This window comes from Tamaricihabitans halophyticus (assembly GCF_004340875.1).
GTDB lineage: Bacteria > Actinomycetota > Actinomycetes > Mycobacteriales > Pseudonocardiaceae > Tamaricihabitans > Tamaricihabitans halophyticus.
The window spans coordinates 186736-213173 of record NZ_SLXQ01000001.1 but is presented as its reverse complement, the minus strand read 5'-3'; the positions used below and the strand labels follow the sequence as shown (position 1 = coordinate 213173).

Here is a 26438-nt window from a genome sequence, read left to right as displayed (position 1 = left end):
GTTGTTGCCGAAGTCCCGGCTGCTCACCAGCGCGGTGAGCCTATTCGCGATCGGTGCGCTGACCGGCTGCACGCTGATCGGCGATACCAGCCAGCCCGAATCAAACACGGTTACGCTGGTCACCCACGATTCCTGGGCGGCGCCGCAACAGGTGCTCGACGAGTTCGAACGGGAATCCGGGATCACCATCAAGGTCAACAAGAGCGGCGACGCCGGCGAGTTGACCAACAAACTGGTGCTCACCAAGGACAACCCGATCGGCGATATCGCCTACGGCGTGGACTCCACGTTTGCCTCGCGCGCACTCGACGAAGAGGTGTTCGCCACCTACCGCAGCCCGCACGCCAACAGCGGACCGCAGCGCTACGACCTCGACGAGCAACACCGGCTGACGGCCGTGGACGTCGGCGACGTCTGCGTCAACATCGACACCGAGTTCTTCGCCGAGGCCGGCCTGCCGGAACCGGAGAACTACCGTGACCTGGCCAACCCCCGCTATCGCGATCAGCTGGTGGTGCCCGATGCGGCGACGTCCTCGCCCGGCCTTGCCTTCCTGCTCGGCACCATCGCGGAGTTCGGCGGCGGCTGGGCCGAGTACTGGGGCGAGCTGAAAGCCAACGGCGTCCAGGTCGTCAGCGGCTGGGAAGAGGCCTACGGCCAGGAGTTCTCCGGCTCCGCCGAGCAGGGTTCGCGGCCGATCGTGGTCTCCTACGCATCCTCGCCGGCGGCCGAGGTCTCCCCGGATGGCAGCGCGCCGACCAGGGCGCTCCCGGAAACCTGCTACCGGCAGGTCGAGTACGCCGGGGTGCTTGCCGGTACGCCGAACACCCCCGCCGCCCGCACAGTACTGGACTTCCTCCTTTCCGAGCCCTTCCAGCGCAGCGTCGCCGAGTCGATGTACGTCTACCCGGCCCGAGCGGACGTGGACCTGCCGGAAAGCTGGGCGGAGGTCGCCCCGCTGCCAGATAAGTCCAGTTCGCTGCCCGCCGAACAGGTGCAGCGCAACCGCGAGCAGTGGGTAGCGCAGTGGCGCGAACTAGTCCAGGAGTGAACCGGCGAGCTGGCTGGTCGTGGGCGGCACTCGCCGCACTGCCGATCGGCTTCCTCGCGGTGTTCTTCGTCTGGCCGGTCGCCGCGATCGTCGGGCTTGGGCTCACCGACGGCGGGGTGCTCGCCACGCTGTCCAGCGGGCAGATCTGGCCGATCGCGGTGTTCACCATCGGCCAGGCGCTTGCCTCCACCGCCGTTGCCCTGCTCGCCGGGCTACCGGTGGCCTTCCTGCTCGCCCGCTGCCGGTTGCCGGGGGTAGGGCTGGCCCGCACCCTGGTGCTGGTGCCGTTCGTACTGCCCACGGTGGTCGTCGGGCTGGCCTTCCGGGTGCTGCTGCCGGATAGTCAAGTGTTGGCGATCGTTCTGGCGAACGCCTTCTTCAATGTCGCCGTGGTCGCGCGCACCGTGGGCGGCCTGTGGAGCCACCTCGACCGGCGGGCCGAGGACGCCGCGCGGGTGCTCGGCGCCAGCCGGCTGCGGGCGTTTCGGGTGGCCACGCTGCCTGCGCTGCGGCCAGCGATCACCTCGGCCGCGGCGGTGGTGTTCCTGTTCTGCTCGACGAGCTTCGGGGTGGTGCTAATCCTCGGCGGCGCGCGGTACCGCACGCTGGAGACCGAGATCTACCTGCGCACCACCCAGCTGCTCGACCTGCCGGGCGCGGCCGCGCTTTCCCTCGTGCAGTTCGCTGCGGTGCTGGCCGCGCTGGTGATCGGCGCGGCCAGTCGACGCCGGCGGAACGCCACGCGAGCGGGCGAGAGGCCCGGCGAAAAGCTCAGCGCGGCGCCGGACGGCGCGCGCCGGCCAGCAGGCGGCGAATGGTGGTTGGTCGGCGCCGCGGTCGGCACGCTCGTGCTGTTGCTTGTCCCGATCGTGGCGCTGCTGGCACGTTCGCTGCATACCTCGGACGGTTGGGGGATAACCGGATATCGCGCGCTGCTCACCGGTGACACCGAAGGGACGGTGGCCGTCTCCGGCCTGGACGCGGCACTGAACTCGCTGCGTACCGCGGCCGATGCCACCGTGCTGGCCATGGTGCTCGGCGTACTCGCCGCCGTGGTGCTCGTCCGGCTGCGTCGTACCGGCGGCGCTCGGCCGGTCGCCGAGACCCTGGACACGGCGCTGATGTTGCCGCTCGGCGTGTCCGCGGTAACCGTCGGGTTCGGCTACCTGGTCACCCTGCACGCGCTACCCGGCGATCTGCGCACCTCGCCGTTGCTTGTGCCGTTCGCCCAGGCACTGGTGGTGACCCCGCTCGTAGTGCGGATCGTGCTGCCGGTGCTCGGTTCGATCGACGACCGGCTGCGCCAGGCGGCTGCCACGCTCGGCGCCGCGCCCGCGCGGGTCTGGCGCGAGGTCGACCTGGCGATCGCGCTGCGCTCGCTGGTGGCCGCCGCGGGGTTCGGCTATGTGGTGGCACTCGGCGAGTTCGGCGCGACGAGCTTTCTCGCCAGACCGGACGCACCGACGCTGCCGGTGGTTATCGCCGAACTGCTCGCCAGACCCGGCGAGCAACACGCGCAACTGGCCTACGCGGCCTGCGCGCTGCTCATGATGCTGACCGGCGCGGTGGTCATCGCGCTTGACCGGTTGCGGATCGCCGGGCGTGCCGGCGGATTGGGAGAGTTCTGAGTGTTGGAGATCGCTGGATTGACCGTTCGCTATGGCGAGTTCCGTGCGGTGTCCGAGGTAACGCTCTCGGTCGCCGACGGCGAGGTGCTCGCCTTGCTCGGTCCGTCCGGGTGTGGCAAATCGACGCTGCTGCGCGCCGTGGCCGGGCTGGAAGCCGCGCAGGGCGCGGTGCGCTGGGACGGTGCGGAACTGTCCGGAGTGCCGGTACACCGGCGCGGCTTCGGGCTGGTGTTTCAGGACGGCCAGCTGTTTCCGCATCGGGATGTCGCCGGCAATATCGCGTTCGGCCTGCGGATGAGCGGCCTCGCGCGGGCCGAACGGGAGAGCAGGGTGGCGGAGCTACTCGAGCTGGTCGGGTTGGCCGGCTACGGCGCCCGCGGTGTGCGCGAGCTTTCCGGCGGCGAGCAGCAGCGGGTCGCCCTGGCCAGGGCGCTCGCTCCCCGCCCCAGGTTGCTGCTGCTCGATGAACCACTGTCCGCATTGGACCGGATGTTGCGGGACCAGCTGGCGGGGGAACTGGCCGAGCTGCTACGCAAGACCGGCAGCACCGCCTTGGTGGTAACGCACGACCATGATGAGGCGGCCACGCTCGCGGACCGGGTGGCGTTGCTGCGGGCGGGGCGGGTGGTGCAGACCGGTGCGCCGGAGCAGGTGTGGTGCTCGCCAGCCGACGAGTGGGCGGCCGGTTTTCTCGGCTGCACCGCGTTCCTGCCCGCGCGGGTGCGGGCAGGCGAGGCAAGCAGCGTGCTCGGTAGTTTCGCGGTGGCCGGGCCGGACGGTCCGGCCACCCTCGGGTTGCGCCCGGCCGGGTTGCGGGTGGCCGAGCGGGGCGAGGTCGCGGGGCGGGTAGTTGGCCGCACCAACCGCCGCGATCGCGTGGAGCTGAGCGTCCGGTTGGACGAGAAACTGGGCGGACACGAGGTGCCCGCCCAGTCCGGTGTGCGTACTGCGCCACGGCTCGGCGAGGAGGTACGGCTTGCCCTTGATCCCGACGGTGTCGCGCTGGTCCGCCCCTGACCAGGCGCGACACCGTCGCCCCCGACCCGCTCAGCCGTCCTTGGTCAACATTCGCGCGCCAGCCAGGGACAGTCCGATGACGATGTAGCACGCCGCGCGTAGCGCGCCCTCGGTCAGCGCTTCCGCCGGAATCGGGTCCCGCAACAGATCCGGCAATGCCGCCCAGGATTCGGTGATCAGGAACGGGTCCAGCCAGGAAAGCGCGGGCAACGAACCGAGAATGCCGAACAGAATATTGCCCGCGAACACCCCGGCGAGCACCAGCATCGGATGCTCGGTGCAGGCCGAGATCGCCAGCGCGATCGCACCGAACGCGTACAGCTGCAGGGCGACCCAGGCGACCGCGAGCCCGAGCGTGCCCAGCGTGTCCAACAGCGAAAGGGTGCTGCCGGACAGCGTGACCAGCCCGTCCGTACCGGAGATCACCAGCCCGGTGAGCAGGCCGGCGAGCGCGGTGATCGCCGCGGCGGCCACCGCCATACAGGCCACCCCGAAGGCTTTGATGCCAAGCAGCCGGAGCCGGCCAACCGGCGCGAGCAGTAACCCACGCAGCGTTCCGTTCGCGGATTCACCGGCAAGCGCATCGGCCGCCGACATGGTGACCACCAGGGGCAGCAGGAAAGTGCTGCCGATCAACAGGCTGCCGATCGCGAGGATGAACCCGTTGCCGCCCATCACCGAGAACAGTGGTGGCCCTTCACCGGATGCCGCGGCATTGCCGACCGCGGCGGCGCTGATCCCCACCGCGACCGGGGCCAGCGCCAGCAACCCGAGCACGACCAGGGTACGCGGCCGCCGGAAGATCCACCGCAGCTCCCCGGTGAGCAGCCGGCCGAGTGGCGCGCCGGTCCGTTCCGGGCGCCGTGCCACCGGTGTGGCCGCGATCGCGGTACTCATGACTCCTCCCGATTGCCAGCGACTCCATTCCCAGAAACCCCGCTGCCAGAAACTGGGCTCAACCAGTCATCGGGCACCTGCGCGGGCACCTCGTCGGCGGCCGCGTCCAGTTCGTTCTCGGTGACCTTGGCGAACAGCTCCTCGAGGCCGGTGCGCTCCCTGCGTGCCTCGTAGACATCCACCCCCGCGTGCACCAATGCCCGCAGCACGTCGGGCTGGCGCACCGCGGTGAGATCCACCCGCACGCCATCCGGCGCGATTCGCGCGGGTATTCGGTTGTCCCGCAACGACTCCACCGCGCGATCGGCGTCCGGAGTGGACACAAGCAGCGTCGGGTTGCCTGCCTCGAGTAGGTCGGCAAGCTCGCCCTGTGCCACCACGTTGCCCTGGTGCAGCACCGCGACGTGCGTACAGGTCGCCTCCACTTCGGCGAGCAGATGCGAGGAGACGATGACCGTGCTGCCCGCTTCGCGTAGCTGCGCGATGACCCTGCGGATCTCCCGCGCGCCGGCCGGATCGAGCCCGTTGGTCGGCTCGTCCAGGATCACCAGCTCACGTTCCACGAGCAGTGCCGCGGCCAGGCCGAGACGTTGCTTCATGCCGAGCGAGTAGCCGCGGAACTTGCGGTTCGCCGCCCCGCTGAGTCCCACCCGGTCGAGCGCATCCCGCACCGCACCGGGAATCGCCGCACTGGACAGCGTCGGCTCGGCGGTGGCCACCCTGCGCAGGTTCTCCTTGCCAGAAAGGAACGGGTGAAAACCGGGCCCTTCCACCAGCGCGCCTACCCTTGGCAGCACGCGCGCGGCGCCGGACGGCATATCCGCACCGAGTAGCTCGACAGTGCCCGCACTTGGGGTCACCAGTCCGAGCAGCATCCGGATCGTGGTGGTTTTGCCTGACCCGTTCGGTCCAAGGAGGCCGAGTACCGCGCCCCGGGGGACGTCGAGGTCGACATTGTCAACCGCGACCGTCCCCCGGTAGACCTTGCGCAGCCCCTTGGCGTACGCCGCGCTGGTCATGGTGCTGGTCATTTCGCCTGCTCCAGCGCCTCGATCAGGACCTGCTTCGGCACCGCGCCCACGGCAATCCTGCCGTCGTCGGTGATCAGCGCGCCGCCCACGTTCGTGCTAATCAACCGGCCACTGCCGAACGAGCCGGTGACCTTCTCGCCGACCTGTTCGAGCATCTGGCGGGCATCCGCTTCGGCCCCGGGGCCAACCCCGCTCTGGTCGGGCTTGTCTTGGTCGGGCCTGCCCTGGTCGGCCATGCCCATGCTGTTGAGTAGCTCCTTGCCCCGCAGCACGAGCGCGGTGTCCCAGCCATCGCCGATCACTGACGAGTCAGCCATCGCGGCTTCCTGCTCGCCAGGCTTCCGGTCGCGCTGCTTGTTCGGTTCCGGCCGCACGACCTCGGCACCGGCCGGCGGCGTGAAGGTGAACAGGTCGGCTGGCTGCGCGCCGATGGTGAGATCGGTGAAGGACAGCTGGGCGACGGGTTCGGTGCTGCCGTTCGCGAAGGCGGCCAGCCGCAGCGGCAGCCTGGTCTCCGCGTCAACGGCCACCCGAACTTCGCGCAGCAGCGTGCGCTCGGTTGGCTTCGGAGTGAGCACCAGGTCGTAGGCGGCCCGATCGGCGACCCTTGCGGTCCCGTCGACCCGTACTTCGCTGGTTTCGTTGAGCTTGTCGACGAGCGAGCGAGCCAGTTCGGCCGGGTTGTCCTTGGTCGCATCCTTCGGTTTCCGCTGCTTTTCGTGCAGCGAGTACTCGGTGACCCGCTGCGAAGCCGCGTCCCAGAACCAGGCCTTGTTCCCGTTACTGACCGCGATCTGCTCCCCGGTGTCCTGTTCGAAGGAGACCCGTGCGCCCTGTTTGCCGTCCGTGTAAACCCGCGCGGATTCGGTGCCGAGCATCGACTGCTGTCCGGGGATGTCCGGCAGACCGAGGTTGTTCTCCACCTCCACGGTGCCGGCCAGCGCCGGCATATCCGCGGTGAGTACCGAGCTCACCAGCTCCGGTGCCGATACATCCGGCAGTTCCGGCGCGCCGCCGGCGGTGGCTGGCATCGCGAGCAACCCCAGCCCGATCGCCCCGACGGCCGTGCCGCTGACTGCCCCGATAAGTGCTTTCCTGCTGGCTCTCATCCTGTTCCCTCCGGTACGCCTCACCCTGTAGGCCCCGGCGATTCCCGGGCCGTGCCAGTTACTGTGCTCCCCGATCCCTGAGATAAGCCTGAGACGCCGCCGGCATGCTGAGAGTTAACTGAGAACATCCCGCCGCGAACGTCCGGTTCGGGGCATGCTGGGACACGTGAAACCACGAGTGCTGGTAGTCGACGACGAACCCGGGGTGTGCAAGGCGTTGCGCCGTGGCCTGCAGGCCGAGGGGATGGAAGTGGTGACGGCCGAGGACGGGCCGACGGCGCTTCGGCTGGCCCGAACCGGTTCGTTCGATGCCGTACTGCTGGACATCATGTTGCCGGGGCTATCCGGGTACCGCGTGCTCGAGCAGCTGCGCGCCGACGGGGTGAGTACCCCGGTGCTGCTGGTCTCCGCCAAGGACGGGGAGATCGACCAGGCCGACGGGCTGGACCTTGGCGCGGACGGTTACCTGGTGAAACCGTTCTCCTTCGTGGTGCTGGTCGCGCAGCTACGCGCGGTGTTGCGGCGAGCAGAACACGAGGGCGAGCGCGGTCGGCTGCGGCTCGGCGAGCTGGAGATCGACAGGGGCACCCGCAAGGTCTGGTGCGGCACACGGGAAGTGGAGCTCAGCCCCCGGGAATACGCGGTGCTCGACGTACTGGTGCGCCGCGCGGATTCGGTGGTGACCAAAGACGATCTGCTGCGCGCGGTCTGGGGTGACGAGCAGGCGGCCACGCGCAACGTCGTCGAGGTCTACGTTGGCTACCTGCGGCGCAAGCTGGTCGCCGCGGGCGTTGGCTCATTGGTGCGCACCGTGCGCGGGCACGGGTACCTGGCCACCGCGAGCCCCGCTGGGCCTACCGAGCTCATCGCCGACGGCGGTGGCACAAGCTGATGCGTCCCTTCGGTCGCTGGTGGTTGCGGCGGACCTTGCCGTTTCGGATCACCGCGCTGGCTACCACGGCCACCCTGGCCGCGCTGCTTGGCTTGGCGTTGCTGGCGGGGACGCTGCTCGGTCCGCTGCTCACCCGATCAACCGATGAGGGCCTCGCCGAGCAGCTGGCTGCGGGTGCCGACCAGGTGCGGGCCGGCGCGGCGAAATTGACGAATGTGGACATTCAGCTCCGGGTGCTGGATATATCCGGCGCGCCAACCGATGGCGGTTCGCCGGTACAGCTGGCCGCTGGCGATATCGCCGAGCTCAAGGCCGGAACCGCGGTCACCCGCGATGTTCCCGGCGAATCGGCTTCGCAGCGGCGCTGGCTGGGCGAGGTGGTCAGCGCTCCGGACGGCGCGCAGCGGCTGGTGGTCGCCGGGACAAACCTGCTCGGGCAGGCACAAGGGCAACGATCCGCACAGCAGTGGCTACTTGGCGGCGCGGTGCTTGGCGCGGCGTTCGCCGGGTTGGTGACCTGGTTGACGGTACGGCTGACGCTTCGGCCGGTGGAACGGATGCGCCTGGCCGCTGGCCGGCTGCCGGCGGGCGAGCGGTTGCCGTTGCCGGCCGCGCACGATGAACTGCGCGCCCTTGCCGGCGCGTTGAACGGGTTACTCGCACGCAGGGACGAAGCAACCGCGCGGCTGCGCCGGTTCACCGGGGACGCGGCGCACGAGCTGCGCTCGCCGGTGACCTCGATTCGCGCGCAGGCGGAGGTCGCGGTGGCACACCCGGACCCGGAGCTTGCCCATGAGGTGCTTACCGAGGTCGTGACCGAGTCGCAGCGGCTGTCCGGCCTGCTGGATGGCCTGCTCGCATTGGCCCGTTCGGATGCCGGTGAACTGCCGCCGGCCGAGCCGGTGGAACTGAGCACGCTGGTCAGGGATGCGATCGCGCGGCTGCCGGCCGATTCGCCGACCGTGTTGTGCACCGATACCGGTCAGCGGAACTGGGCACACGCCACACACGCCGAGGTCGAGCTGGTGCTGGACAATCTGCTGCGCAACGCGGGGCGGTACGCGCGGGCGCAGATCGAGGTATCGGTGCTCACCGTGGGTTCTCGGGTGCGGCTCGTGGTTGATGACGACGGGCCCGGCGTGCCGCCGGAGCACCGCGAGCGGGTCTTCGATCGGTTCTACCGGGTGGCCGATGACCGGGCGCGCAGTTCCGGTGGATCCGGGCTCGGGCTTGCGCTGGTGGCTGAGGTCGTGCGGCGCAGGGGAGGGCGGGTCGGGCTGACCGAATCGCCGGAAGGCGGCGCGCGCATCCAGGTCGTCTGGCGCGCCGCCGCCGACCGCGGTCTTTAGGCATCTTGCGGTCACGGTCCGTTACCGCGTTCTTGAAGGTTAGCGAGTGGACGGCGACGGATCGGGCATGATGGGCCGATGCCGACAGCCCGCCCCACCGTGCCCGTCGATGCGACACCGAGCGTGGTGCTCGCCGCGCTGTGCGCCGCCGAGCAGGGCAAGCTTGCCGAACTGCCCAAGGCTACGGCCGATCGCCTCGCCCGGGCGGATGTCGTGGTTGGCGCGGCGATCTGGCGCGCGGGTGAACTGCTCGCCCAGCAACGTGCCTTCCCCGCGCGCGACGCCGGCCGCTGGGAACTGCCAGGCGGCCGGGTCGAGCCGGGCGAAACCGATGGCGCCGCTCTGCGCAGGGAATGTCACGAGGAGCTCGGCGTCGACGTTATCGTCGGCGCCGAGCTGGGTGTCGACGTGCTGCTGCCGAGCGGTTCGCTGTTGCGGGTGTACCACGCCGCACTCGTCGATCCGCATGCCGAGCCGCGCGCCAGGGAACACCGCGCGCTGCGCTGGCTCTCGCCAGCCCAACTCGACGACGTGTCCTGGTTGGACGCCGACCTCGTGCTGTTGCCCGCATTGCGGGCTTCAGCCGACGCCGGCAAGGCGTAGCGCCGAGTTCAGCCGGTGCGCGCAGCGCTGCCGGGCACGTTCCGCGCCCGCGGCCCGGAGCCGGTCCAGTTCGGCTGGGTCGGCGAGGATTTCCTCGGTGCGCTCGCGTACCGGGCGCAGCGTTTCCACCACCGCGTCGGCGACCGCGCCCTTCAACTCGGCATAGGACTCGATATCGCGCGCCGCATCGGTCGCGCAGGTGCCCGTGCAGGCAGCCAGAATATCCAGCAGGTTGGCCACGCCCCGCTGCTCGTCCGGCCGGTATTCCACTCTGGACATATTGTCAGTAACCGCGCGAGATATCTTGCGGCGCAACAAATCCGGCGAATCGAGCACGGAGAGGATTCCGGAGGTGTCCGCCGCGGACTTGGACATCTTGCGGCTTGGCTCCGCGAGATCGCGGATCCGCGCGCCGTTCGGTGGCAGCGTGGCTTCCGGTATCACGAAGACCTCGCCGTAGGCTCCGTTGAATCGCCGTGCCAGCGCGCGGGCGAGTTCCACATGCTGTCGCTGGTCATCGCCGACCGGCACCTCGGTTGCGCCCTGGGCGAGGATATCCGCGGCCATCAACACCGGATAGGTGAGCAGGCCGAGCCGGAACCCGGTGCTGCTGTTGGATTTCTCCTTGAACTGGGTCATCCGGGACGCTTCGCCGTAACTACAGGTGCATTCCAGCAACCAGGTCAGTGCACCGAGTTCGCGCACCAGATCGGATTGGACGAACAGTGCTTCGGTCGGGAGGCCGGCGGCGACAAGTACCGCCAGTTGTTGCCGGGTCAATGCCCTGAGCTTTGCCGGGTTATGCGGAACGGTCATCGCGTGCAGATCGGAAACGAAGTACAGATCGCCACTCGTGTTATCCCGCGCCCACCGTCGAATCGCGCCGAGGTAGTTACCAAGCTGCACCTGGCCCGAAGGGGTGATCCCGGACAGCCGGGTTACGCCCGTTGGGTGTGCCGAGGGCCGGTCGTTCATCAAAACTCCGATTTCCGGCCAACCCACCGTGCGCGCAAACAAAAAAGGCCGCCCGATGGGGCGGCCTGCGTTGTATGTAGTGAACGCGCAGTGTCACGGCCGCCGGTTGGCGGCCCACCATGCACTGTTTCGACACTGCAAAGATTTCATCAGGACTCACGATATAGCCGGCTCGGCCATCGTGTGAACCGGGGGCACGGAGTTACCTTCGAGGGATGTACGTAGTCGTGATCACCTACACAGCGCCGCTGCAGGAGGTCGATTTCGCACTGCCTGACCATGCCGAGTGGCTCGCCAAGCAGTACGGGGCCGGTCTGTTCCTCGCTTCTGGCCGTCGGGAAACCCACAACGGAGACGTAATCCTCACGTGTCAGATGTCACGTGGGAAGTTGGACGCGGTCCTCGCCACGGATCCGTTCGCCCTACAGCACCTCGCCCGGCACGAGGTAATCGGTTTTGACGCGACCCGCACCGCACACGAATTAGCCAGTTTCAACGAGGCGCGCATCCCCGCGCCGCACTGACAACCCGCCTTCATCGCGGCCCCGTCCCTCGGCGATTCGCCAGGGGCGGGGCACCGGATACCGCACCAGACCTCTGGCGTGACCCTGCTCACAGCGGATGGCCAGCTATCCTAGAGGTGTTTGTGCGCTGCGCATTTGCTACACGGCTCGCGGCGCGCCGCCCATTCGCTGTTACCTCAGGGGAGTTTCCGCGTGCCCGCATCCGCCACGGTCACCACGACCAGAACCGACCTGCGCAATGTCGCCATCGTCGCGCACGTAGACCACGGTAAGACCACCTTGGTCGATGCCATGCTGCGGCAGTCCGGCGCCTTCAGCGCGCGCACCGAACCGGTCGATCGCGTGATGGATTCGGGTGACCTCGAACGCGAGAAGGGCATCACGATTCTCGCGAAAAACACCGCGGTCCGCAGGGAGACGGCCGATGGGCCGGTCGTGATCAACGTGATCGACACTCCCGGCCACGCCGACTTCGGCGGCGAGGTGGAACGTGGACTGTCCATGGTGGACGGTGTGCTGTTGCTTGTGGACGCGAGCGAAGGACCGTTGCCACAGACGCGCTTCGTGCTTCGCAAGGCACTTGCCGCGAATCTCCCCGTGGTGCTCGTGGTGAACAAGGTGGACCGGTCGGACGCGCGGATCGCCGAGGTCGTCTCGGAAACCCACGACCTGCTGCTCGATCTGGCGAGCGATCTGGACCTGGAAGACCTGGACGCGGTGCTCGATCTACCGGTGATCTACGCCGCGGCGCGGGACGGCCGGGCTTCGTTGACCGCACCGGCCGATGGCGAACTGCCGGACGCGCCGAACCTGGACCAGCTCTTTGCCACGCTGCTGAGCCACGTTCCGCCGCCGAGCGTCGACGCCGAGGCACCGCTGCGCGCACTGGTCACCAACCTGGACGCGTCCAGCTATCTCGGCAGGATCGCGCTGTGCCGGATTCACGCCGGCACACTGCGCAAAGGCCAGACTGTCGCCTGGTGCAGGGAAGACGGCACTACCCAGAACGTGCGGTTGACCGAACTGCTGATCACCGAGGCGTTGCAGCGAGTGCCGGCCGAGCAGGCAAGCGCCGGCGATCTGGTGGCGATCGCCGGTATTCCGGACATCACCATCGGCGATACCCTGGCCGACCCGGAAGATCCGCAGCCACTGCCGCGGATCACCGTGGATCAGCCGGCGATCTCGATGACCTTCGGCGTGAACACCTCGCCGCAGGCCGGCCGCAACGGCGGCGACAAACTCACCGCGCGCCTGCTGAAGTCCCGGCTGGACGCCGAATTGATCGGCAACGTGAGCATTCGCGTCGTGCCCACCGAGCGGCCGGACACCTGGGAGGTGCAGGGGCGTGGCGAGCTGGCCCTCGCGATCCTGGTGGAGACCATGCGCAGGGAAGGCTTCGAACTCACCGTCGGCAAACCGCAGGTGGTCACCAGGACCATCGACGGCAAACTCTGTGAGCCGTTCGAACGGCTCACCATCGACGCGCCGGAAGAACACCTCGGCTCGGTTACCCAGCTACTCGCCGGCCGCAAGGGGCGGATGGAGGACATGTCCGGCCACGGCAGTGGCCGGATCAAGCTGAACTACGTGATCCCGGCGCGGGGACTGATCGGCTTCCGCACCGAGTTCCTCACCGAGACTCGCGGCGGTGGTATCGCCAACCACGTGTTCGAGGGCTACTTCCCCTGGGCCGGCGAGATCCGCACCAGGCAGAGCGGTTCGCTGGTCGCGGATCGCTCCGGCGCGGTGACCAGCTACGCGATGTTGCAGCTCGCCGAACGCGGCACCTTCTTCGTCGAACCGGGCGCGGAGGTCTACGAAGGCATGGTGGTCGGCGAGAACCCGCGCGCCGAGGACCTGGACATCAACGTCTGCAAGGAAAAGAAGCTCACCAACATGCGCTCGTCCACAGGGGACGAGCTGGAGCGGCTGGCCCGCCCGCGCAAGCTGGGACTGGAGGAAGCGCTCGAGTTCTGCGCGCTGGACGAATGCGTTGAGGTTGGCCCCGCGGCGATCCGGGTACGCAAGATCCATCTGGACAGTCACGCCAGGGCCAAGGAGCGCAACCGGAACAAGCTGCGTGACCAGGGCTGATTAGCGAATCGGTCGCGTTGCCGGGATGGTCTCGCGGTGCCCGCTGCCGGCTGACTGGTCGGCTTATGGGAACCTCGTAGCCGACCTATTTGTGCCGGTAGCTACCAAGCCGACCGAACGTAACTGATACGTGTAGGTGACCGCGCATCAACCAGCCGGCTCACCTGGCGGTCTCATTGGTAATACGGAGGTTGACCGCGTGCGGGCAAGGGGTGGCTGGCTCCAGACGAGACCGATCGCGTTATGCGGTGCGCTGGTCCTGGCCGTACTGCTTGTCGGCTGCACGAATACGCCCCCGCCCCCGCTGGTCAGTTCGCCGAGCACCGTCGCGTCCAGCACACCGACCGAACCGGCGCGGCAACTCACCGTGGGCGTCAGCAGTGTCGCGGGCGGTTACAACCCGCATAACCTCGCCGATCAGTCCACTGTCACCACCGCGCTCGCCCAGTTGCTGCTGCCCTCGGTGTTCCGGTCGGCGGCCGACGGCAGTCCCGAACTGGACCGCACCGTGATGCGCTGGGCCGAGGTGACCAACGCCGATCCGTTCACGGTGACCTATCAGGTGCGTGGCGACGCGTCCTGGTCGGACTCGGCGCCGATCGCGGCGGAAGACTTTGTGTATCTCTGGCAGCAGATGCGTAATTCGCCAGGGGTCGTGGAACCAACCGGCTACCAGTTGATCACCGATATCTCGTCCACCGACGGTGGGAAGCGGGTCGAGGTCACCTTTGCCGAGCCCTACCCGGGCTGGCGGACGCTGTTCCAGAGCCTGTTACCCGCGCACCTACTCAAGGATGCCCCCGGCGGCTGGTCGGCCGCGCTCGCCGAGAGTTTCCCCGCCTACGGCGGACCATTCGCGATCAAGTCGCTGGATGCGGCGCGTGGCGAGATCATCCTGGAACGTAACGAGCGTTACTGGGAACAGCCGGCCATGGTCGATCAGCTCGTCCTCCGCCGGGCGGATCAGTCCGGCATCGTCAGCGCCCTCGGCAGCGGGAACGATCAGCTTGCCCTGGTGGGTACCGATTCCGAGGGCAAGGGTGAACTCGCCGCGCTTGGTGATGGCATCGAGTTGTTCGACGTTCCGCAGCCCACGGTCGCCAGCGTTCTGCTGCGTCCGATCGGCGAGGTGTTCACCGACGAGCGGGTGCGTTCCGCTATCGCTTCGCTGCTTGACCGCAACGCGTTGATCGAGGCTGGGGCCGATGGCGGCCCCAGCGCGAAGCTGCGGGCTGATTCGCTGGTCCGGGCGCCGTCGAGCCCCGGCTACCGGGCCACCATGCCCGGCGACGTGCCCGCGGCCAGCCAGGACAACGACCGCGCGCGCCGGTTGCTCACCGAAGCTGGTTATCAGTGGGACGGCGAGTCCTGGTTGGACGATGAAGGCGATCCGCTCCGGCTGACGATTGCCGCGCCCGAAGGCGTGGCGCCATATACCAGCGTTGCGGAGGAACTGCGTGATCAGTTGAGTACGGCCGGTATCGACGTGACGCTGCGGTCCCCGGACCCCCGCGCGCTCTACGGTGATCAGTTGAATACGCCGAGTGTCCCGCTGGAGGAGCAGACCGAAACCACCGCACCTGGCCCAAATATCGTGGTTGGCCCGCAAGGCAGAGGGGGCGATCCGGCGAGCGTGCTCGCCCAGACCTTCGGTTGTCGAGCGATCGCGCGTAGTGATGATTCGGATGCCGCGCCGGATGCGCCGCCGGCAAACGCCGCCGCGTTCTGCGATCCCGAGTTGCAACCGTCCATCAGCGCCGCGCTGACCGGGCGGCTGCCGCTCGCCGAAGTGCTCGCCAGGGTGGAACCGCGGCTATGGCGGCAGTCGGTGGTGATTCCACTCTTCCAATTGGCGGATAATCTCGCCGTCCGGCCGGATGTATCGGAAGTCGATCCGGGGCCGCCGCTCGATGGACCGTTCGCAGGGGCAACGACCTGGCGAAGGACGTCCGGCTGACGCAATCGGCCCATTGAATGGGTGAGAAAGTATGGTCGCGAGTCACCCTTTGGTCACGATCTTTCCCTTACCGGTGACCAGCTTGGATTGTGTTCCTAGTTTTCCCGCATAACGCCTGCCGTTGGGCTCGGCGTGACATAGGCTCCGACCCATATCTGTGCGTGGGGTTGGACCCCGGTGCTAGGAGGGCACATACCGATGAGGAGATCCAGAAAAGTCTCCGCTGTTGCGATGGCGCTAGGCACGGCACTCGTGCTCGGTGCCTGCGGCGGCAACGGTGAAGGCGGAGACGGTGCAAGTGGCGACGTCAAGGACATGGCGGTCGGCAAAGGGCAGCAGGGCGAAAACTACTCCCTGCCCGCCAATATCCCGGAAACCGAAGAGGTCACCGTCTCGACGGACAATCCGTTCACGGCCTACAACAATTCGACGGCCGATGCGAACAATGCGTACAACTCGGCCGCGCTGGTCACCACGTTGGCGAGTGCCTACACGCTGAACGGCAACAACGAGGTCCTCCTGAACAAGGATGTGATGGAGTCCGTCGAGCTCACCAACGAGGACCCGATGGAGGTGACCTGGAAGATCAAGGACGGCGTGAAGTGGTCCGATGGCGAGGCCTGGGACTGCGACGACTTCTACCTCACCTACCTGGCGCAGAACGGTAAGGCGAAGAAGGGCAACGGCGGCACCTACTTCCTTGCGGCGGCGACCAACGGCTACGAGCAGGTCAAGGAGTTCACCTGCGAGGATGACCTGACCGGCAAGGCCACCTTCGACACGCCGTACGTGGACTACAAGGCGATGTTCGGCGTCTCGATGGACGTGCTGCCCGCGCACATCCTGGAGAAGAACACCAACGTCGACGACATCACCAAGGTGGACGAGAACTCCTCGGCCGATGTGCTGACCAAGGTTTCGGACTTCTGGAACAAGGAGTGGAACGGCTTCGACAAGGAGAAGATGCCGGGCTCCGGGCCGTACATGATCGAAAGCTGGCAGCAGAACCAGTCGGTCACCATGGTGCGCAACCCCGAATGGGTCGGGAACACGCCGGGGCCGAAGAAGATCACGCTGCGGTCGATTCCGAACGCCACCGCCCAGGCGCAGGCGCTGGAGAACCGCGAGTTGGACGTGGTCTCGTCCACCCAGCCGGATGCCGATGCGGCCCAGCGGCTGCAGGGCCTGGAAGCGCAGGGGATGACCTACGGGTCGAAGCCTTCGCTCGGTTACGAGCACCTGGACCTGAACTACGCGAACCCGATCTTCCAGGACGACGCGGTCCGGCAGGCCTTCTTCGAGTGCGTGGACCGCGATGAGATCGTGGAGAAGCTGATCAAGCCGGTCGATGAGGAAGCCGAACCGCTGAACAGCATCGTCTTCTATCCAAGCGAGGATGGCTTCAAGGACAACTACTCGGACAAGTCCATGGGTGACGCCCAGAAGGCGACCAAGACCCTGCAGGACGCCGGGTGGAAGAAGGGCGGCGACGGCGTCTTCGCCAAGGACGGCGAGAAGCTGGAGTTCCGGATCAGCCACACGGACATCCCGCGCCGTAAGCAGACCGTCGAACTGATCATGAACCAGTGCAAGGACGCTGGCATGAAGATCACCGACGATCAGGACCCGAACTTCCTGGACACCAGGGTGAGCGAGGGTGACTACGACGTCGCGCTGTTCGGCTGGGTGCAGGAGCCGTTCAAGGCCAGCCAGAAGTCGATCTACGAGACCGGTGGCGGGCAGAACTGGAGTGAGTTCTCCGACAAGAAGGTCGACGAGGCCTTCCAGAAGGCGGTAACGCAGACCGACCCGGCCGACGCCACGCCGTTCTACCAGCAGGCGGACAAGGCGCTGGCGGAGAACTACTACACGCTGCCGCTGTTCCAGTCCCCGGACATGTGGGCCTTCCAGGGCATCGACCGAGTGTTCTACCAGTCGTACTACGGCAGCCTGTGGAACGTCGGCGAGTGGGAGAAGACCGAATAACGATGTGACAGCCGCGGCTCGTGGGTCATTGACTTTACTTCAATCGAAGTAGTTAATGGCCCACGAGTTGCCAGCCGTGCGCGACACGTTACCTTTTCGCGCATGGCTTCGCGGGGAACAACAGTCCGTGCGGGCTGGGGCGCAGCCACCAGCTCAGCAACCCAGCCCGGTCGCGGACCGACGTTGGGAACCGGGCGTACCCCGCCACGGTCGACCGCCGGCAGCCCTGATCCGGGGTTGCCGGGCCCAATGAGGAGCACTACGTGATTCGATACGCCATTCGCCGGCTGCTGATATCGATCCCCGTGCTGATCGTCGGCACGCTGGCCGTCTACCTGATGGTGGCGCTTTCCGGCGATCCGCTCGGCGAGCTGCGCTCGCAGCCAGGAGTTACCGAAGAGACCATTCAGAACGCCGCGGCATCCCTTGGCTTGGACAAGCCGGTGCTGGTCCGCTACTGGGACTGGTTAATGGGGTTCTTCCAGGGGGACTGGGGCTTCAGCGTCGCGCTCGGGCAGGCCCGAGCCGACGTGTTCACCGTCGTTACCGACGCCTTCTGGACCACCTTCCGGCTGGTGCTCGGCGCGGAAATTCTCGCGATCGTCCTGGGTATGGCCATCGGCGTACTCGCCGCGGTCCGGCAGTACTCGATCTTCGACTACATCGCGACCAGTGCCGCGTTCCTGATGTTCTCGATGCCGATCTTCTGCGTCGCGATCGTGCTGAAGACCTACGGCATCCAGTTCAACAACTTCCTTGTCGATATCGGCCTGGACCGGTGGTTGACCACGGCGGGCCCGCCCGAAGGCGGCTTCAGCGGCAGCCTCGGAGAGATCATCGCCAGGTACACCGGCACCTTCATACTGCCGACGCTGTCCATCATGCTGATCAGCTTCGCCGCCTACAGCCGGTTCCAGCGCTCCTCGATGCTGGAGACGCTGAACTCGGACTACGTGCGTACCGCGCGGGCGAAGGGGCTTTCGTCAAGCCGCGTGATCTTCCGGCACGCCTACCGGAACGCGCTGATTCCGGTCACCACGCTGTTCGCGCTGAACTTCGGTTCGATTTTTGCCGGCGCGATCGTCACCGAGACGGTGTTCGGCTGGAAGGGCATGGGCGATCTGCTGGTCCGCTCGGTACGTCAGTACGACCCGGACATGCTGATGGGTTGGCTGATGATCGTGGCGGTACTGGTTGTGGTGTTCAACCTGATCGCCGACCTGGTTTACGGCTTCCTGGACCCGAGGATTCGAATTGGCTGACCTACCGACGCCGCCGCGATCCGATGTCGCGGCTGCCACCACGGGTGCGGGTGGCGACCCGAGCCAGCACCAAGAGTTCGACACCGTCAAGGCGCGAACGCAGGCCCAGACCGTCCTGCGCCGGTTCCTCCGGCACCGCCTTGCCATGATCAGCGCCAGTGTGCTGCTGCTGATCGTGCTCGTCGCGGTGTTCCTGCCGCTGTTCTGGCCGCACCAGTACGGCAACACGGACGCGGCCGGTTATCTGCCGCCCGGCACTGATCACCCGCTGGGTACCGACCAGCTCGGCAGGGACATGGTCGCCCAGCTGCTCCGGGGTACCCAGCTGTCCCTGCTTATCGCGTTTGTCGTGGCGATCGGGGCAACCGCGATTGGGGTGACGCTCGGCGCGCTCGCCGGATACCTGAAGGGTTTCACCGACGGACTGGTGATGCGCCTTGCCGATCTGATGCTGATCATCCCGCAGATCGCGGTTGCCGCGATCCTGGTGAAGTCGGCACAGGGCTCCTGGTGGGTTGTCGCGGTCGTGCTCGCGGTGTTCTTCTGGATGCAGATCGCCAGGATCACCCGAGGAGAGACGCTTTCACTGTCCGAAAGGGAGTTCATCGAGGCTGCGCGGGCAAGTGGCGCGACCACTTCGCGGGTGATCTTCCGGCATCTGGTGCCGAACATGATCGGCAGTATCACCGTGAACGCCACGCTGGTCATCGCCCAGGCGGTGCTGGTCGAGGCGGCGCTTTCCTTCCTTGGGCTCGGCGTGCAGGCGCCGGACACCTCACTCGGGCTGATCATCAATGAGACCTACGCCCAGTTGAGCACCCGGCCATGGCTGTTCTTCGCGCCATTCGTGACCATCGTGTTGATCTCGCTGACGATCAACTTCATTGGTGACGGGCTACGGGACGCGTTCGATCCGAGGCAGACGAAGGTGCGTGCGTAATGACTGGCGCGATGGAAACCGAAACCTTTGATTTCGATGCCGAGCCGGCGGCACGGTCCGGTGAGACGCTGTTGAGCGTGCGGGATCTGTCCGTGCGCTTTCCCACCGACGATGGCGTGGTGAACGCGGTCCGCGGGGTCTCCTTCGACCTGCGGCGCGGTGAGGTCCTTGGTGTCGTCGGGGAGTCCGGCTCGGGTAAGTCGGTGTCCTCGATGGCGATCATGGGGCTGTTGCCGAAGAACGCGAAGGTCGATGGCTCGATCAACTACGCGGGCGACGAACTTGTTGGGTTGACCTACAAGCAGTTCCAGCCCTACCGGAACAACGAGATCGCGATGATCTTCCAGGATCCGATGACCTCGTTGAACCCGGTATTCACCGTGGGCTGGCAGCTGGCCGAGGCCTACCGGGCGCATCACTCGGTCCGCAAGCAGGCCGCGTGGGCCAAAGCCGTGGAGGCGCTGGAACTCGTCGGCATCCCGCAGCCGGACCAGCGGGCGAAACAGTTCCCGCACGAGTTCTCCGGCGGGATGCGTCAGCGCGCGATCATCGCGATGTCCATCATCAACGATCCGCAACTGATCATCGCGGATGAGCCGACCACCGCGCTGGATGTCACAGTGCAGGCACAGATTCTGGATACCTTGCTGCGGATCAGGGACGAGACCGGTGCGGCGATCATCATGATCACCCACGACCTCGGCGTGGTCGCCGGCATGGTCGACCGGGTGCAGGTGATGTACGGCGGGACGGTGGTCGAAGCCGGCGGCGTGGACCAGGTATTCGAACAGCCGCGGATGCCCTACACCCTGGGGCTTCTGGGTTCGGTGCCGAACCCGAACCAGCTCGGGGAGAAACTCACGCCGATCAGCGGTGCCCCGCTTTCCCTGCTGCACCTGCCTTCTGGCTGTACCTTCGCGCCGCGCTGCCCGCTGGCCAGCGATGCCTGCGAGGACGGTGAACCGGAACTGGTCAGCACCGATACGGGTGACCATTTCGCTCGGTGTGTTCACTGGGAGAAGCTCGTCGAGATCACCGATCCGCATCAGTTGTTCCAGACCAAACAGCTCGGCGTGGTGGATGAGCCAGCCGCGGCCGGGGAGAGCACGATTCAATGAGCACAGTCGCGATGAACGAGCACCAGCAGGACGACGGGCCCTTGCTCGAAGTCACCGACCTGGTCAAGGAGTTTCCGGTACGCGGCGGCGGGGTCATCCCGCGCACGGTGGGCAAGGTGCAGGCGGTCTCCGGCGTCAGCTTGAGCCTGCGGCAAGGGGAAACCCTTGGCCTTGTTGGCGAATCCGGCTGCGGCAAGTCCACGACCGGGCGGGCCATTCTCCAGCTGCACAAGCCGACCTCCGGGTCGGTCCGATTCCAGGGCCGCGAGCTCACCGGGTTGAGCGCACCGGAAATGCGCCCGGTTCGGCGGGATCTGCAGATCGTGTTCCAGGACCCGTACGCTTCGTTGAATCCAAAGTGGCCAGTGAATGACATCATCGCTGAACCGCTGAATATTCACGGCGCGACGGCGAGTGGTTCGGATGCCAGTATCCGGGAACAGGTCAATGACCTGATGGAACTGGTCGGACTGAATCCCGAGCACCGCAACAGGTACCCGCACGAGTTCTCCGGTGGGCAGCGGCAGCGAATCGGTATCGCACGCGCACTGTCCTTGCGTCCCAAGGCCATCGTGCTCGATGAGCCGGTGTCTGCTTTGGATGTTTCGGTGCAGGCGGGGGTGGTGAACCTGCTCGAGGAACTACAGGAGGAACGCGGGATCGCCTACCTGTTCGTGGCGCACGACCTGTCCGTCGTGCGGCATATTTCCGATCGGGTGGCGGTGATGTACCTCGGCAAGATCGTCGAGGTTGGCGGGCGCGACGACATCTACAACAGGCCGACGCATCCGTACACCCAGGCGTTGCTTTCCGCGGTTCCGGTGCCGGATCCGAAACTGGAACGGGAACGGCAGCGGGATCGGATCGTGCTGGCCGGCGATGTCCCCAGCCCGACGAATCCGCCATCCGGCTGCCGGTTTCGCACCCGCTGCTGGAAAGCGCAGGATATCTGCGCGGCCGAGGAACCGCCGCTCGTGCAGCACGGCAGCACGTACTCGGCCTGCCATTTCCCCGAAGAGCTCGCGTCCTGAGGATCTGGGGTTGGCGCGCACGGCGCCGGCCCCATTCCTTATGGTGTGGGAGTGATGTCCACGGACCCGCTACGGCTACTGCTGGTACACGCGCATCCGGACGACGAGAGCCTGTGGACTGGCGGCACCATCGCCAGCTACGCCGCCGCAGGCGTTCAGGTCACCGTCGTCACCTGCACGCTCGGCGAGGAAGGCGAGATCATCCAGCCCGAGCTCGGGCAGCTTGGCGCCTGGGCGGGTGATCAGCTCGGCGGTTACCGCGTTGGCGAGCTACGCGCGGCCTGTGCCGCGCTCGGCGTCGCGGAGCACCGGTTTCTCGGTGGCATCGGCAGGTGGCGGGACTCCGGGATGGCTGGCACCGCCTCGGCCGAACATCCGAGGGCGTTCGTCGCGGGAGACCTTGCCGAGCAGGCCGGCCAGCTTGCCGAGATCTTCGCCGAGGTGCGGCCGCAGGTCGTGATCGGCTACGACTCCTTCGGTGGCTATGGGCACCCCGATCACATCCGCGCGCATGAGGTCACCATGGCTGCCGCGGAAGGCAACGCCGATATCGCCAGGGTCTTTTACGGGGTGCTTTCCAAGGGCGCGACCGAACGTGGCCTTGCCCAGCTCGCCGCCACGCCTGAGGTGCCGTACCGAGTGCCCGCGCTGAGCGAACTTTCGGTGACCGAGGACGCCGAGATCACCACGGTGGTTCAGATCGCCGAGGTGCTGCCGGCCAAACTCCGCGCGCTGCACGCGCATGCGACACAGGTCAACGTCTGGGATTCGGCGCAGGGACGCTGCTACGCGCTGTCCAACCAACTGGCCCAGCCGATCGTGGACGCGGAGTACTACGTGCTGGCCAGCGGTCCGGCCGAGGGTGCGGAAACCGATCTGTTCGGCGGGCTGGACGGCTCGGCAACGGCGGGCGCGCGGTGACCGTAGGAGAGCGCCGCGCGCTGCTTGCCATCCTGTGCGTGGACGCCGCGCTACTCGCGATCGTCGAACTGTTCTATCTACCGTTGCGGCTGGACGGCACCGTACTGCCGGACCTTGGTGGGGCGCCGTTCCCGATTTCCGCGGTGCTCGCGCTGGTTACGACGCCGTTGCTGGTTTCCCAGGCAGCGCGGGTCGGGGCGAAGGCATCGATCGCCGGCGCGCCACTATTCGTCTGGTTCGTCGTGCTACTCATCTTCGGCGTGTTCGGGCCAGGTGGGGACAACCTGCTCATTCCGGACTGGCGCACGCTGTTGCTGCTCGCCTGTGGCGCGCTACCGAGCGCGATCGTGCTTGGCGGGGCGCTCGGTCGCGGTCTCGGCAGTCCGGGACAGCAGGCGGCGCGGATGCCTTCGGCGCGTTGATCAGGCACAGTGAGGGCAGCGATCGGCTACCGACGGGAGTACGCGAATGAGCATCGCGCGTAAGGATGACCGGCATAAGGAAGAGCTGGTGGAGGAGATCACCACCATGTTCAACCAGGCGCGGGCGAGTGGCACCGAGGCGAGTGGTGCCGAAGACACCGAAAGCACCGCGGACGGCGCCGAGGGCACGGCGGCCCCGCGGATCCGGATCACCGGAGACCGTCGAACCCAGGACGACCGCCGCCAGCGCTGACCCAGCCACACCCCGTAACCGCGTTCTTTAAGGTTAGCGAGGTTCTAGTTGCCGGGTTTCCAGTAGCGGTAGCGGTGATGTTCGGCACATCCGAGTGTCTGCCACAGTTCCAGCGCTGGCGTGTTGTGCACGGCTACCTGTGCCGCGCAGCGCGTCGCGCCACGTTCGGTCGCCCACTGGCCGAGCGAGCCGAGCAGGTTCGTCGCGATACCGTCTCGGCGGTACTCGGGCAGCACCGACAGGCTGGCGATATGCAGCAGATCGCCCACCACGGCACCGCGAACCGCGGCCACCACCTGGCCGTCTCGCCAGGCGGAACCGAAACCGAGATTGCGTCCGGTGCCGAGTACCTGGCGCTGGGCCCTGCTTGGCTCCGGCGCCCCTGCGGCCAGCTGCCACCATTGGGCGCTCGGCATTGGATCGACCGATACGCCCTCCGCGGCCTCCGGCTCGGCAAAGGTCTCGATTCCGCTGGTCAGCACCGCGACCTCGGCCCCAGCCGGATGGTCGACGTTCACCACCCACTCGGCTTTTTCGATCGCTTGCTCGGTTTCCGTGCCACGCACCACCTGGGTGGCCGGCGTGATCCCGTGATCGACCGCGAACGCGATGACCTCGTCAAGAGCGTCCTCGACCGGCATACCGGGGTCACCAGCAGCGAGCGTGCTGTTTGCCCTGCCAGTGAAGCCATCGGCGGCCCGCATGCGCCATTCGCCGAGCGGGCGTTCCACCAGCGCCGGCCAGGCATCCGCACATTCGTGTTCGAGTTGCAGGTTCTCGTCCATTACCTACATCCTGCCTGGTTTGCCAACCGATGTGTGAGCTACGTCCGTTCCGCTGGGGTTAGGCCTGCCTGAGCGAGGGATAATGAAGGCGCCCGCGTAGCCTCAGGCGCGCGGCCAGACAAAGTGAGGAGCAGAGCGCAGTGACCTATGTGATCGCCGAGCCCTGCATCGACGTGCTCGACAAGGCATGCATCGATGAGTGCCCGGTCGACTGCATTTACGAGGGCGAGCGGATGCTGTACATCCACCCCGACGAGTGCGTCGACTGCGGTGCCTGCGAGCCCGTCTGCCCCGTGGAGGCCATCTACTACGAGGACGATGTCCCCGACCAGTGGTCCGCGTACACGCAGGCGAACGTCGACTACTTCGATCAGCTTGGCTCGCCGGGTGGTGCCTCCAAGGTCGGCAAGGTCGCGGATGATCCGCAGTGGATCAAAGACCTGCCCCCGCAGGCGGAGTGACCACGGGCCCATACGGGCGGTTGCCAAGCTTTCCGTGGGATTCGCTCGCTGAGCCTGCCGCGACCGCCCGTGCCCATCCCGACGGGCCCGTTGACCTGTCGGTCGGCACTCCCGTTGACCCGGTTCCAGAATCGATTCAGCAGGCTTTGCGATCGGTTGCCGAGATCCCGGGGTACCCGACCACGCACGGCACGCCCGAATTGCGGGAAGCGGCCGTAGCGGCTTTGCGTCGCCGGCACGGGGTGGTCGATATCGCGCCGGAAACGGTGCTGCCCACGATCGGCTCGAAGGAATTCGTGGCCTGGCTGCCCACCCTGCTCGGGGTCGGCGCGGGGGATCTCGTGGTGCTGCCCGAACTCGCCTACCCGACCTATGACGCCGGTGCCCGGCTGGCCGGCGCGGAGAGCGTGCGGGCGGATGGGCTCACCGCGCTGGGACCGGCCACACCGGCGATCCTCTGGCTCAACTCGCCGTCCAACCCGACCGGTGCGGTACTGCCGGTCGAGCATCTGCGTAAGGCGGTGGACTGGGCGCGCGAGCGCGGTGCACTGGTCGTTTCGGATGAGTGCTACCTGGACCTCGGCTGGGACGCCGAACCTGTTTCGGTGCTACATCCCGAGGTGCACGGTGGCCGGCTGGACGGCATTCTCGCGGTCCACTCGCTGTCCAAGACCGCGAATCTGGCCAGTTACCGGGCGGGTTTCGTCACCGGCGATCCAGCCGTCGTGGAGCGACTGCTGGCGGTGCGCAAGCACGCCGGAATGATCGTGCCCCGGCCGGTACAAGAAGCGATGACCGTCGCGCTCGCCGACGACCAGGTGCTTGCCGTGCAGCGGGAGCGCTACGCGGCGCGCAGGACGGTACTACGCGCCGCGCTGGAATCGGCCGGGTTCCGGGTGGATCACTCCGAGGCTGGGCTCTACCTCTGGGTGACCAGAGGGCGGGATGCCTGGGCTGAGCTGTCCTGGTTCGCCGAGCGCGGGATTCTGGTCGCGCCAGGCACCTTCTACGGCCCGCGTGGCGGCGCGCATCTGCGTGTCGCGCTCACCGCGAGCGATGAGCGGATCGCGGCGGCAGCCCGCCGGCTGGTTGCCTGACCGGGGCGGCAACAACAGCGAGCAAGCAGAGCAGCGCGCGATCAGAGCAGGGCGCGGGCGTGTTTGTCCACCACCGCCCATTCCTTGCGCCAGCGCAGCCGGCAGTCCTCGATCTGGACGGACCGGCGTTCCAGTAGTCGGCCCGCGGCCAGGATCGCCTCGGTGTCCAGTGACTCCGCGCCGAGTAGCTCGCGTAGTCGCTCTTCGGCGATCACCAGATCATTATGGGTGCCGAGTACGGTTTGTAGCCGCTTGGTCGCTTTGATCAGCTGCTTGGTGCGATCGGTCTGCTTCGCGCCGCGCGGGGCGCTGAACTCGGCGGAATAGCGCAACCGCTTGCCGCGAATCCGCAGCTCGTGCAGTTCCGCATCGGTCGGTGGATCGCTGGCCCTGGCGACATCCTTGCGCATCTTCCGGTATGGCCGGCTGATCAGTTGCTTCGGCCCAGCCGCCTGGCCAACCGCGCTCGTGGCCGGCCGTGCGGCTGCCGCCGGCTCCTCGGTCAGAACGGCATCCGCGAGGCGTTGCAGCAGTTTGCGGTACCGCGCGGTGCGCAAGGTACGCATGGCCAGCTTACGAGCTTCTTTGCGGTGCGCCCGGAAGGCTTCCAACACCGGGAAAAACGCCGCCTGGTCGGCTTCCGGCAGCAGCGCGGCGTCTTCGGTGAGGCCTTCGATGAGTACATCCAGATCGCGTAGTTCACCGAAGGAACTGGCCAGCCAGCGCAGTTCGGCGCGCAGCTCGCTGGCGGCCTCGCCAAGCGAGTTGCCCTGCTCGCGCAGGATCGCGCGCAACCGGCGGGCCGCGACGCGAAGCTGGTGCACGTCTTCCGGATCGTCCCCGGCGCGCAGCCCTTCCTGGCGGGCGAGTAGTACCCGCAGCTGCGTATCGACGGCCGCGCGCAGATGGGCGTGCAGCGGCTCGCGTTTGGCCGCGACCAGTGGTTCGGCGGTGAGGCCGAGCTCAGTGGCCGCGACCGGCAACGCGCGCGAGGTGCCAGCCCTGTTCGTCGTCATCCACGCGAGGGTAATG

The 26438-nt window shown here is 67.1% G+C and carries 25 protein-coding genes; 19 read left to right on the top strand and 6 right to left on the bottom strand.

All coding sequences use genetic code 11. The annotated features are described in order from the left end of the window. The first annotated feature begins 4 nt into the window (after nucleotides 1-4). The 3 genes from EV191_RS01005 to EV191_RS00995 are packed head-to-tail and all read left to right on the top strand — an operon-like array spanning nucleotide 5 to nucleotide 3696. Complete coding sequence (locus EV191_RS01005) at nucleotides 5-1051, top strand: thiamine ABC transporter substrate-binding protein (RefSeq protein WP_243658678.1); 1047 nt, start codon at nucleotides 5-7, stop codon at nucleotides 1049-1051. Then, a complete protein-coding gene (locus tag EV191_RS01000; RefSeq protein WP_132874891.1) occupies nucleotides 1027-2679 on the top strand; it encodes an ABC transporter permease in 1653 nt (550 codons plus the stop codon). Before EV191_RS01005 ends, EV191_RS01000 begins: the two co-directional genes overlap by 25 nt. Next, the gene (locus tag EV191_RS00995) at nucleotides 2680-3696 is read left to right on the top strand and encodes an ABC transporter ATP-binding protein (RefSeq protein ID WP_132874890.1); all 1017 of its coding nucleotides are present in this window, start codon (nucleotides 2680-2682) and stop codon (nucleotides 3694-3696) included. It abuts the gene before it with no gap. A gap of 30 nt (nucleotides 3697-3726) precedes the next feature. Here the strand turns inward: EV191_RS00995 and EV191_RS00990 are convergent, their stop codons facing one another. Genes EV191_RS00990 through EV191_RS00980 form a run of 3 tightly spaced genes read right to left on the bottom strand, consistent with a single transcriptional unit; the run spans nucleotide 3727 to nucleotide 6733 of the window. Continuing rightward, the gene (locus tag EV191_RS00990; protein ID WP_132874889.1) at nucleotides 3727-4593 is read right to left on the bottom strand and encodes an ABC transporter permease; all 867 of its coding nucleotides are present in this window, start codon (nucleotides 4591-4593) and stop codon (nucleotides 3727-3729) included. After that, complete coding sequence (locus EV191_RS00985) at nucleotides 4590-5624, bottom strand: ABC transporter ATP-binding protein (protein ID WP_132874888.1); 1035 nt, start codon at nucleotides 5622-5624, stop codon at nucleotides 4590-4592. Before EV191_RS00985 ends, EV191_RS00990 begins: the two co-directional genes overlap by 4 nt. Then, nucleotides 5621-6733, bottom strand: coding sequence for a sigma-E factor regulatory protein RseB domain-containing protein (locus EV191_RS00980; protein WP_132874887.1), 1113 nt, complete (start codon nucleotides 6731-6733; stop codon nucleotides 5621-5623). The genes EV191_RS00985 and EV191_RS00980 overlap by 4 nt, the downstream gene beginning before the upstream one ends. Nucleotides 6734-6887: 154 nt before the next feature. Between EV191_RS00980 and EV191_RS00975 the strand changes: the two genes are divergently transcribed. The 3 genes from EV191_RS00975 (at nucleotide 6888) to EV191_RS00965 (ending at nucleotide 9577) form a co-directional block, all read left to right on the top strand. Then, entirely contained in the window at nucleotides 6888-7625 is a 738-nt protein-coding gene (locus tag EV191_RS00975; protein WP_165912774.1) for a response regulator transcription factor, read from the top strand. Then, the gene (locus EV191_RS00970) at nucleotides 7625-8974 is read left to right on the top strand and encodes an ATP-binding protein (protein WP_132874886.1); all 1350 of its coding nucleotides are present in this window, start codon (nucleotides 7625-7627) and stop codon (nucleotides 8972-8974) included. The genes EV191_RS00975 and EV191_RS00970 overlap by 1 nt, the downstream gene beginning before the upstream one ends. A 78-nt stretch (nucleotides 8975-9052) precedes the next feature. Next, nucleotides 9053-9577: a (deoxy)nucleoside triphosphate pyrophosphohydrolase gene (locus EV191_RS00965; protein WP_132874885.1), complete on the top strand. Its 525-nt coding sequence runs from the start codon at nucleotides 9053-9055 to the stop codon at nucleotides 9575-9577. On the opposite strand, the gene trpS is transcribed toward EV191_RS00965, so the two are convergent. Next, a complete protein-coding gene (trpS, locus tag EV191_RS00960) occupies nucleotides 9554-10552 on the bottom strand; it encodes a tryptophan--tRNA ligase (RefSeq protein WP_132874884.1) in 999 nt (332 codons plus the stop codon). The genes EV191_RS00965 and trpS overlap by 24 nt on opposite strands. Nucleotides 10553-10767: 215 nt before the next feature. Between trpS and EV191_RS00955 the strand changes: the two genes are divergently transcribed. The 11 genes from EV191_RS00955 (at nucleotide 10768) to EV191_RS00905 (ending at nucleotide 23063) form a co-directional block, all read left to right on the top strand. Then, a complete protein-coding gene (locus EV191_RS00955; protein ID WP_132874883.1) occupies nucleotides 10768-11076 on the top strand; it encodes a YciI family protein in 309 nt (102 codons plus the stop codon). Between the two features lie 192 nt (nucleotides 11077-11268). Beyond that, the gene (gene typA, locus EV191_RS00950) at nucleotides 11269-13173 is read left to right on the top strand and encodes a translational GTPase TypA (protein WP_132874882.1); all 1905 of its coding nucleotides are present in this window, start codon (nucleotides 11269-11271) and stop codon (nucleotides 13171-13173) included. A gap of 199 nt (nucleotides 13174-13372) precedes the next feature. Beyond that, complete coding sequence (locus EV191_RS00945) at nucleotides 13373-15130, top strand: ABC transporter family substrate-binding protein (RefSeq protein ID WP_132874881.1); 1758 nt, start codon at nucleotides 13373-13375, stop codon at nucleotides 15128-15130. 231 nt (nucleotides 15131-15361) lie between these two features. Continuing rightward, the gene (locus EV191_RS00940) at nucleotides 15362-17116 is read left to right on the top strand and encodes an ABC transporter family substrate-binding protein (RefSeq protein WP_341539587.1); all 1755 of its coding nucleotides are present in this window, start codon (nucleotides 15362-15364) and stop codon (nucleotides 17114-17116) included. A gap of 263 nt (nucleotides 17117-17379) precedes the next feature. After that, nucleotides 17380-18378 (top strand): ABC transporter permease, encoded by a 999-nt coding sequence (locus tag EV191_RS00935; RefSeq protein ID WP_243658677.1) that lies wholly within the window; start codon nucleotides 17380-17382, stop codon nucleotides 18376-18378. After that, complete coding sequence (locus tag EV191_RS00930; protein WP_132874879.1) at nucleotides 18371-19318, top strand: ABC transporter permease; 948 nt, start codon at nucleotides 18371-18373, stop codon at nucleotides 19316-19318. Before EV191_RS00935 ends, EV191_RS00930 begins: the two co-directional genes overlap by 8 nt. After that, a complete protein-coding gene (locus tag EV191_RS00925) occupies nucleotides 19318-20436 on the top strand; it encodes an ABC transporter ATP-binding protein (protein WP_424565418.1) in 1119 nt (372 codons plus the stop codon). Before EV191_RS00930 ends, EV191_RS00925 begins: the two co-directional genes overlap by 1 nt. Then, nucleotides 20433-21467, top strand: a complete 1035-nt coding sequence (locus EV191_RS00920) for an ABC transporter ATP-binding protein (protein ID WP_243658676.1) — start codon at nucleotides 20433-20435, stop codon at nucleotides 21465-21467. The genes EV191_RS00925 and EV191_RS00920 overlap by 4 nt, the downstream gene beginning before the upstream one ends. A 54-nt stretch (nucleotides 21468-21521) precedes the next feature. Beyond that, nucleotides 21522-22388, top strand: a complete 867-nt coding sequence (gene mshB, locus EV191_RS00915) for an N-acetyl-1-D-myo-inositol-2-amino-2-deoxy-alpha-D-glucopyranoside deacetylase (RefSeq protein WP_132874878.1) — start codon at nucleotides 21522-21524, stop codon at nucleotides 22386-22388. Next, the gene (locus EV191_RS00910; protein WP_132874877.1) at nucleotides 22385-22810 is read left to right on the top strand and encodes a hypothetical protein; all 426 of its coding nucleotides are present in this window, start codon (nucleotides 22385-22387) and stop codon (nucleotides 22808-22810) included. Before mshB ends, EV191_RS00910 begins: the two co-directional genes overlap by 4 nt. Before the next feature lie 46 nt (nucleotides 22811-22856). Next, the gene (locus tag EV191_RS00905; protein WP_132874876.1) at nucleotides 22857-23063 is read left to right on the top strand and encodes a hypothetical protein; all 207 of its coding nucleotides are present in this window, start codon (nucleotides 22857-22859) and stop codon (nucleotides 23061-23063) included. A gap of 44 nt (nucleotides 23064-23107) precedes the next feature. Here the strand turns inward: EV191_RS00905 and EV191_RS00900 are convergent, their stop codons facing one another. Further along, nucleotides 23108-23848, bottom strand: a complete 741-nt coding sequence (locus EV191_RS00900) for a GNAT family N-acetyltransferase (RefSeq protein WP_132874875.1) — start codon at nucleotides 23846-23848, stop codon at nucleotides 23108-23110. Between the two features lie 140 nt (nucleotides 23849-23988). Here EV191_RS00900 and fdxA point away from each other — a divergent pair, with 140 nt between their 5' ends. After that, a complete protein-coding gene (fdxA, locus tag EV191_RS00895) occupies nucleotides 23989-24309 on the top strand; it encodes a ferredoxin (protein WP_132874874.1) in 321 nt (106 codons plus the stop codon). Next, nucleotides 24306-25406 carry a succinyldiaminopimelate transaminase gene (gene dapC, locus EV191_RS00890; protein ID WP_132874873.1) on the top strand — a complete coding sequence of 367 codons (1101 nt, stop codon included), beginning with the start codon at nucleotides 24306-24308 and terminating at the stop codon, nucleotides 25404-25406. The genes fdxA and dapC overlap by 4 nt, the downstream gene beginning before the upstream one ends. A gap of 41 nt (nucleotides 25407-25447) precedes the next feature. On the opposite strand, the gene EV191_RS00885 is transcribed toward dapC, so the two are convergent. Next, nucleotides 25448-26422 (bottom strand): CHAD domain-containing protein, encoded by a 975-nt coding sequence (locus tag EV191_RS00885; RefSeq protein ID WP_132874872.1) that lies wholly within the window; start codon nucleotides 26420-26422, stop codon nucleotides 25448-25450. Between the last annotated feature and the right edge of the window lie 16 nt (nucleotides 26423-26438).

Coding starts and splice junctions, on each gene's coding strand:
- EV191_RS00885 (WP_132874872.1), bottom strand. CDS start 26,422: ATGACGACGAACAGGGCTGGCACCTCGCGCGCGTTGCCGGTCGCGGCC.
- EV191_RS00920 (WP_243658676.1), top strand. CDS start 20,433: ATGAGCACAGTCGCGATGAACGAGCACCAGCAGGACGACGGGCCCTTG.
- trpS (WP_132874884.1), bottom strand. CDS start 10,552: ATGAACGACCGGCCCTCGGCACACCCAACGGGCGTAACCCGGCTGTCC.
- mshB (WP_132874878.1), top strand. CDS start 21,522: ATGTCCACGGACCCGCTACGGCTACTGCTGGTACACGCGCATCCGGAC.
- EV191_RS00985 (WP_132874888.1), bottom strand. CDS start 5,624: ATGACCAGCACCATGACCAGCGCGGCGTACGCCAAGGGGCTGCGCAAG.
- EV191_RS00965 (WP_132874885.1), top strand. CDS start 9,053: ATGCCGACAGCCCGCCCCACCGTGCCCGTCGATGCGACACCGAGCGTG.
- EV191_RS00925 (WP_424565418.1), top strand. CDS start 19,318: ATGACTGGCGCGATGGAAACCGAAACCTTTGATTTCGATGCCGAGCCG.
- EV191_RS00975 (WP_165912774.1), top strand. CDS start 6,888: ATGCTGGGACACGTGAAACCACGAGTGCTGGTAGTCGACGACGAACCC.
- EV191_RS00905 (WP_132874876.1), top strand. CDS start 22,857: ATGAGCATCGCGCGTAAGGATGACCGGCATAAGGAAGAGCTGGTGGAG.
- EV191_RS00990 (WP_132874889.1), bottom strand. CDS start 4,593: ATGAGTACCGCGATCGCGGCCACACCGGTGGCACGGCGCCCGGAACGG.
- EV191_RS00980 (WP_132874887.1), bottom strand. CDS start 6,733: ATGAGAGCCAGCAGGAAAGCACTTATCGGGGCAGTCAGCGGCACGGCC.
- EV191_RS00970 (WP_132874886.1), top strand. CDS start 7,625: ATGCGTCCCTTCGGTCGCTGGTGGTTGCGGCGGACCTTGCCGTTTCGG.
- EV191_RS00900 (WP_132874875.1), bottom strand. CDS start 23,848: ATGGACGAGAACCTGCAACTCGAACACGAATGTGCGGATGCCTGGCCG.
- EV191_RS00940 (WP_341539587.1), top strand. CDS start 15,362: ATGGCGCTAGGCACGGCACTCGTGCTCGGTGCCTGCGGCGGCAACGGT.
- EV191_RS00955 (WP_132874883.1), top strand. CDS start 10,768: ATGTACGTAGTCGTGATCACCTACACAGCGCCGCTGCAGGAGGTCGAT.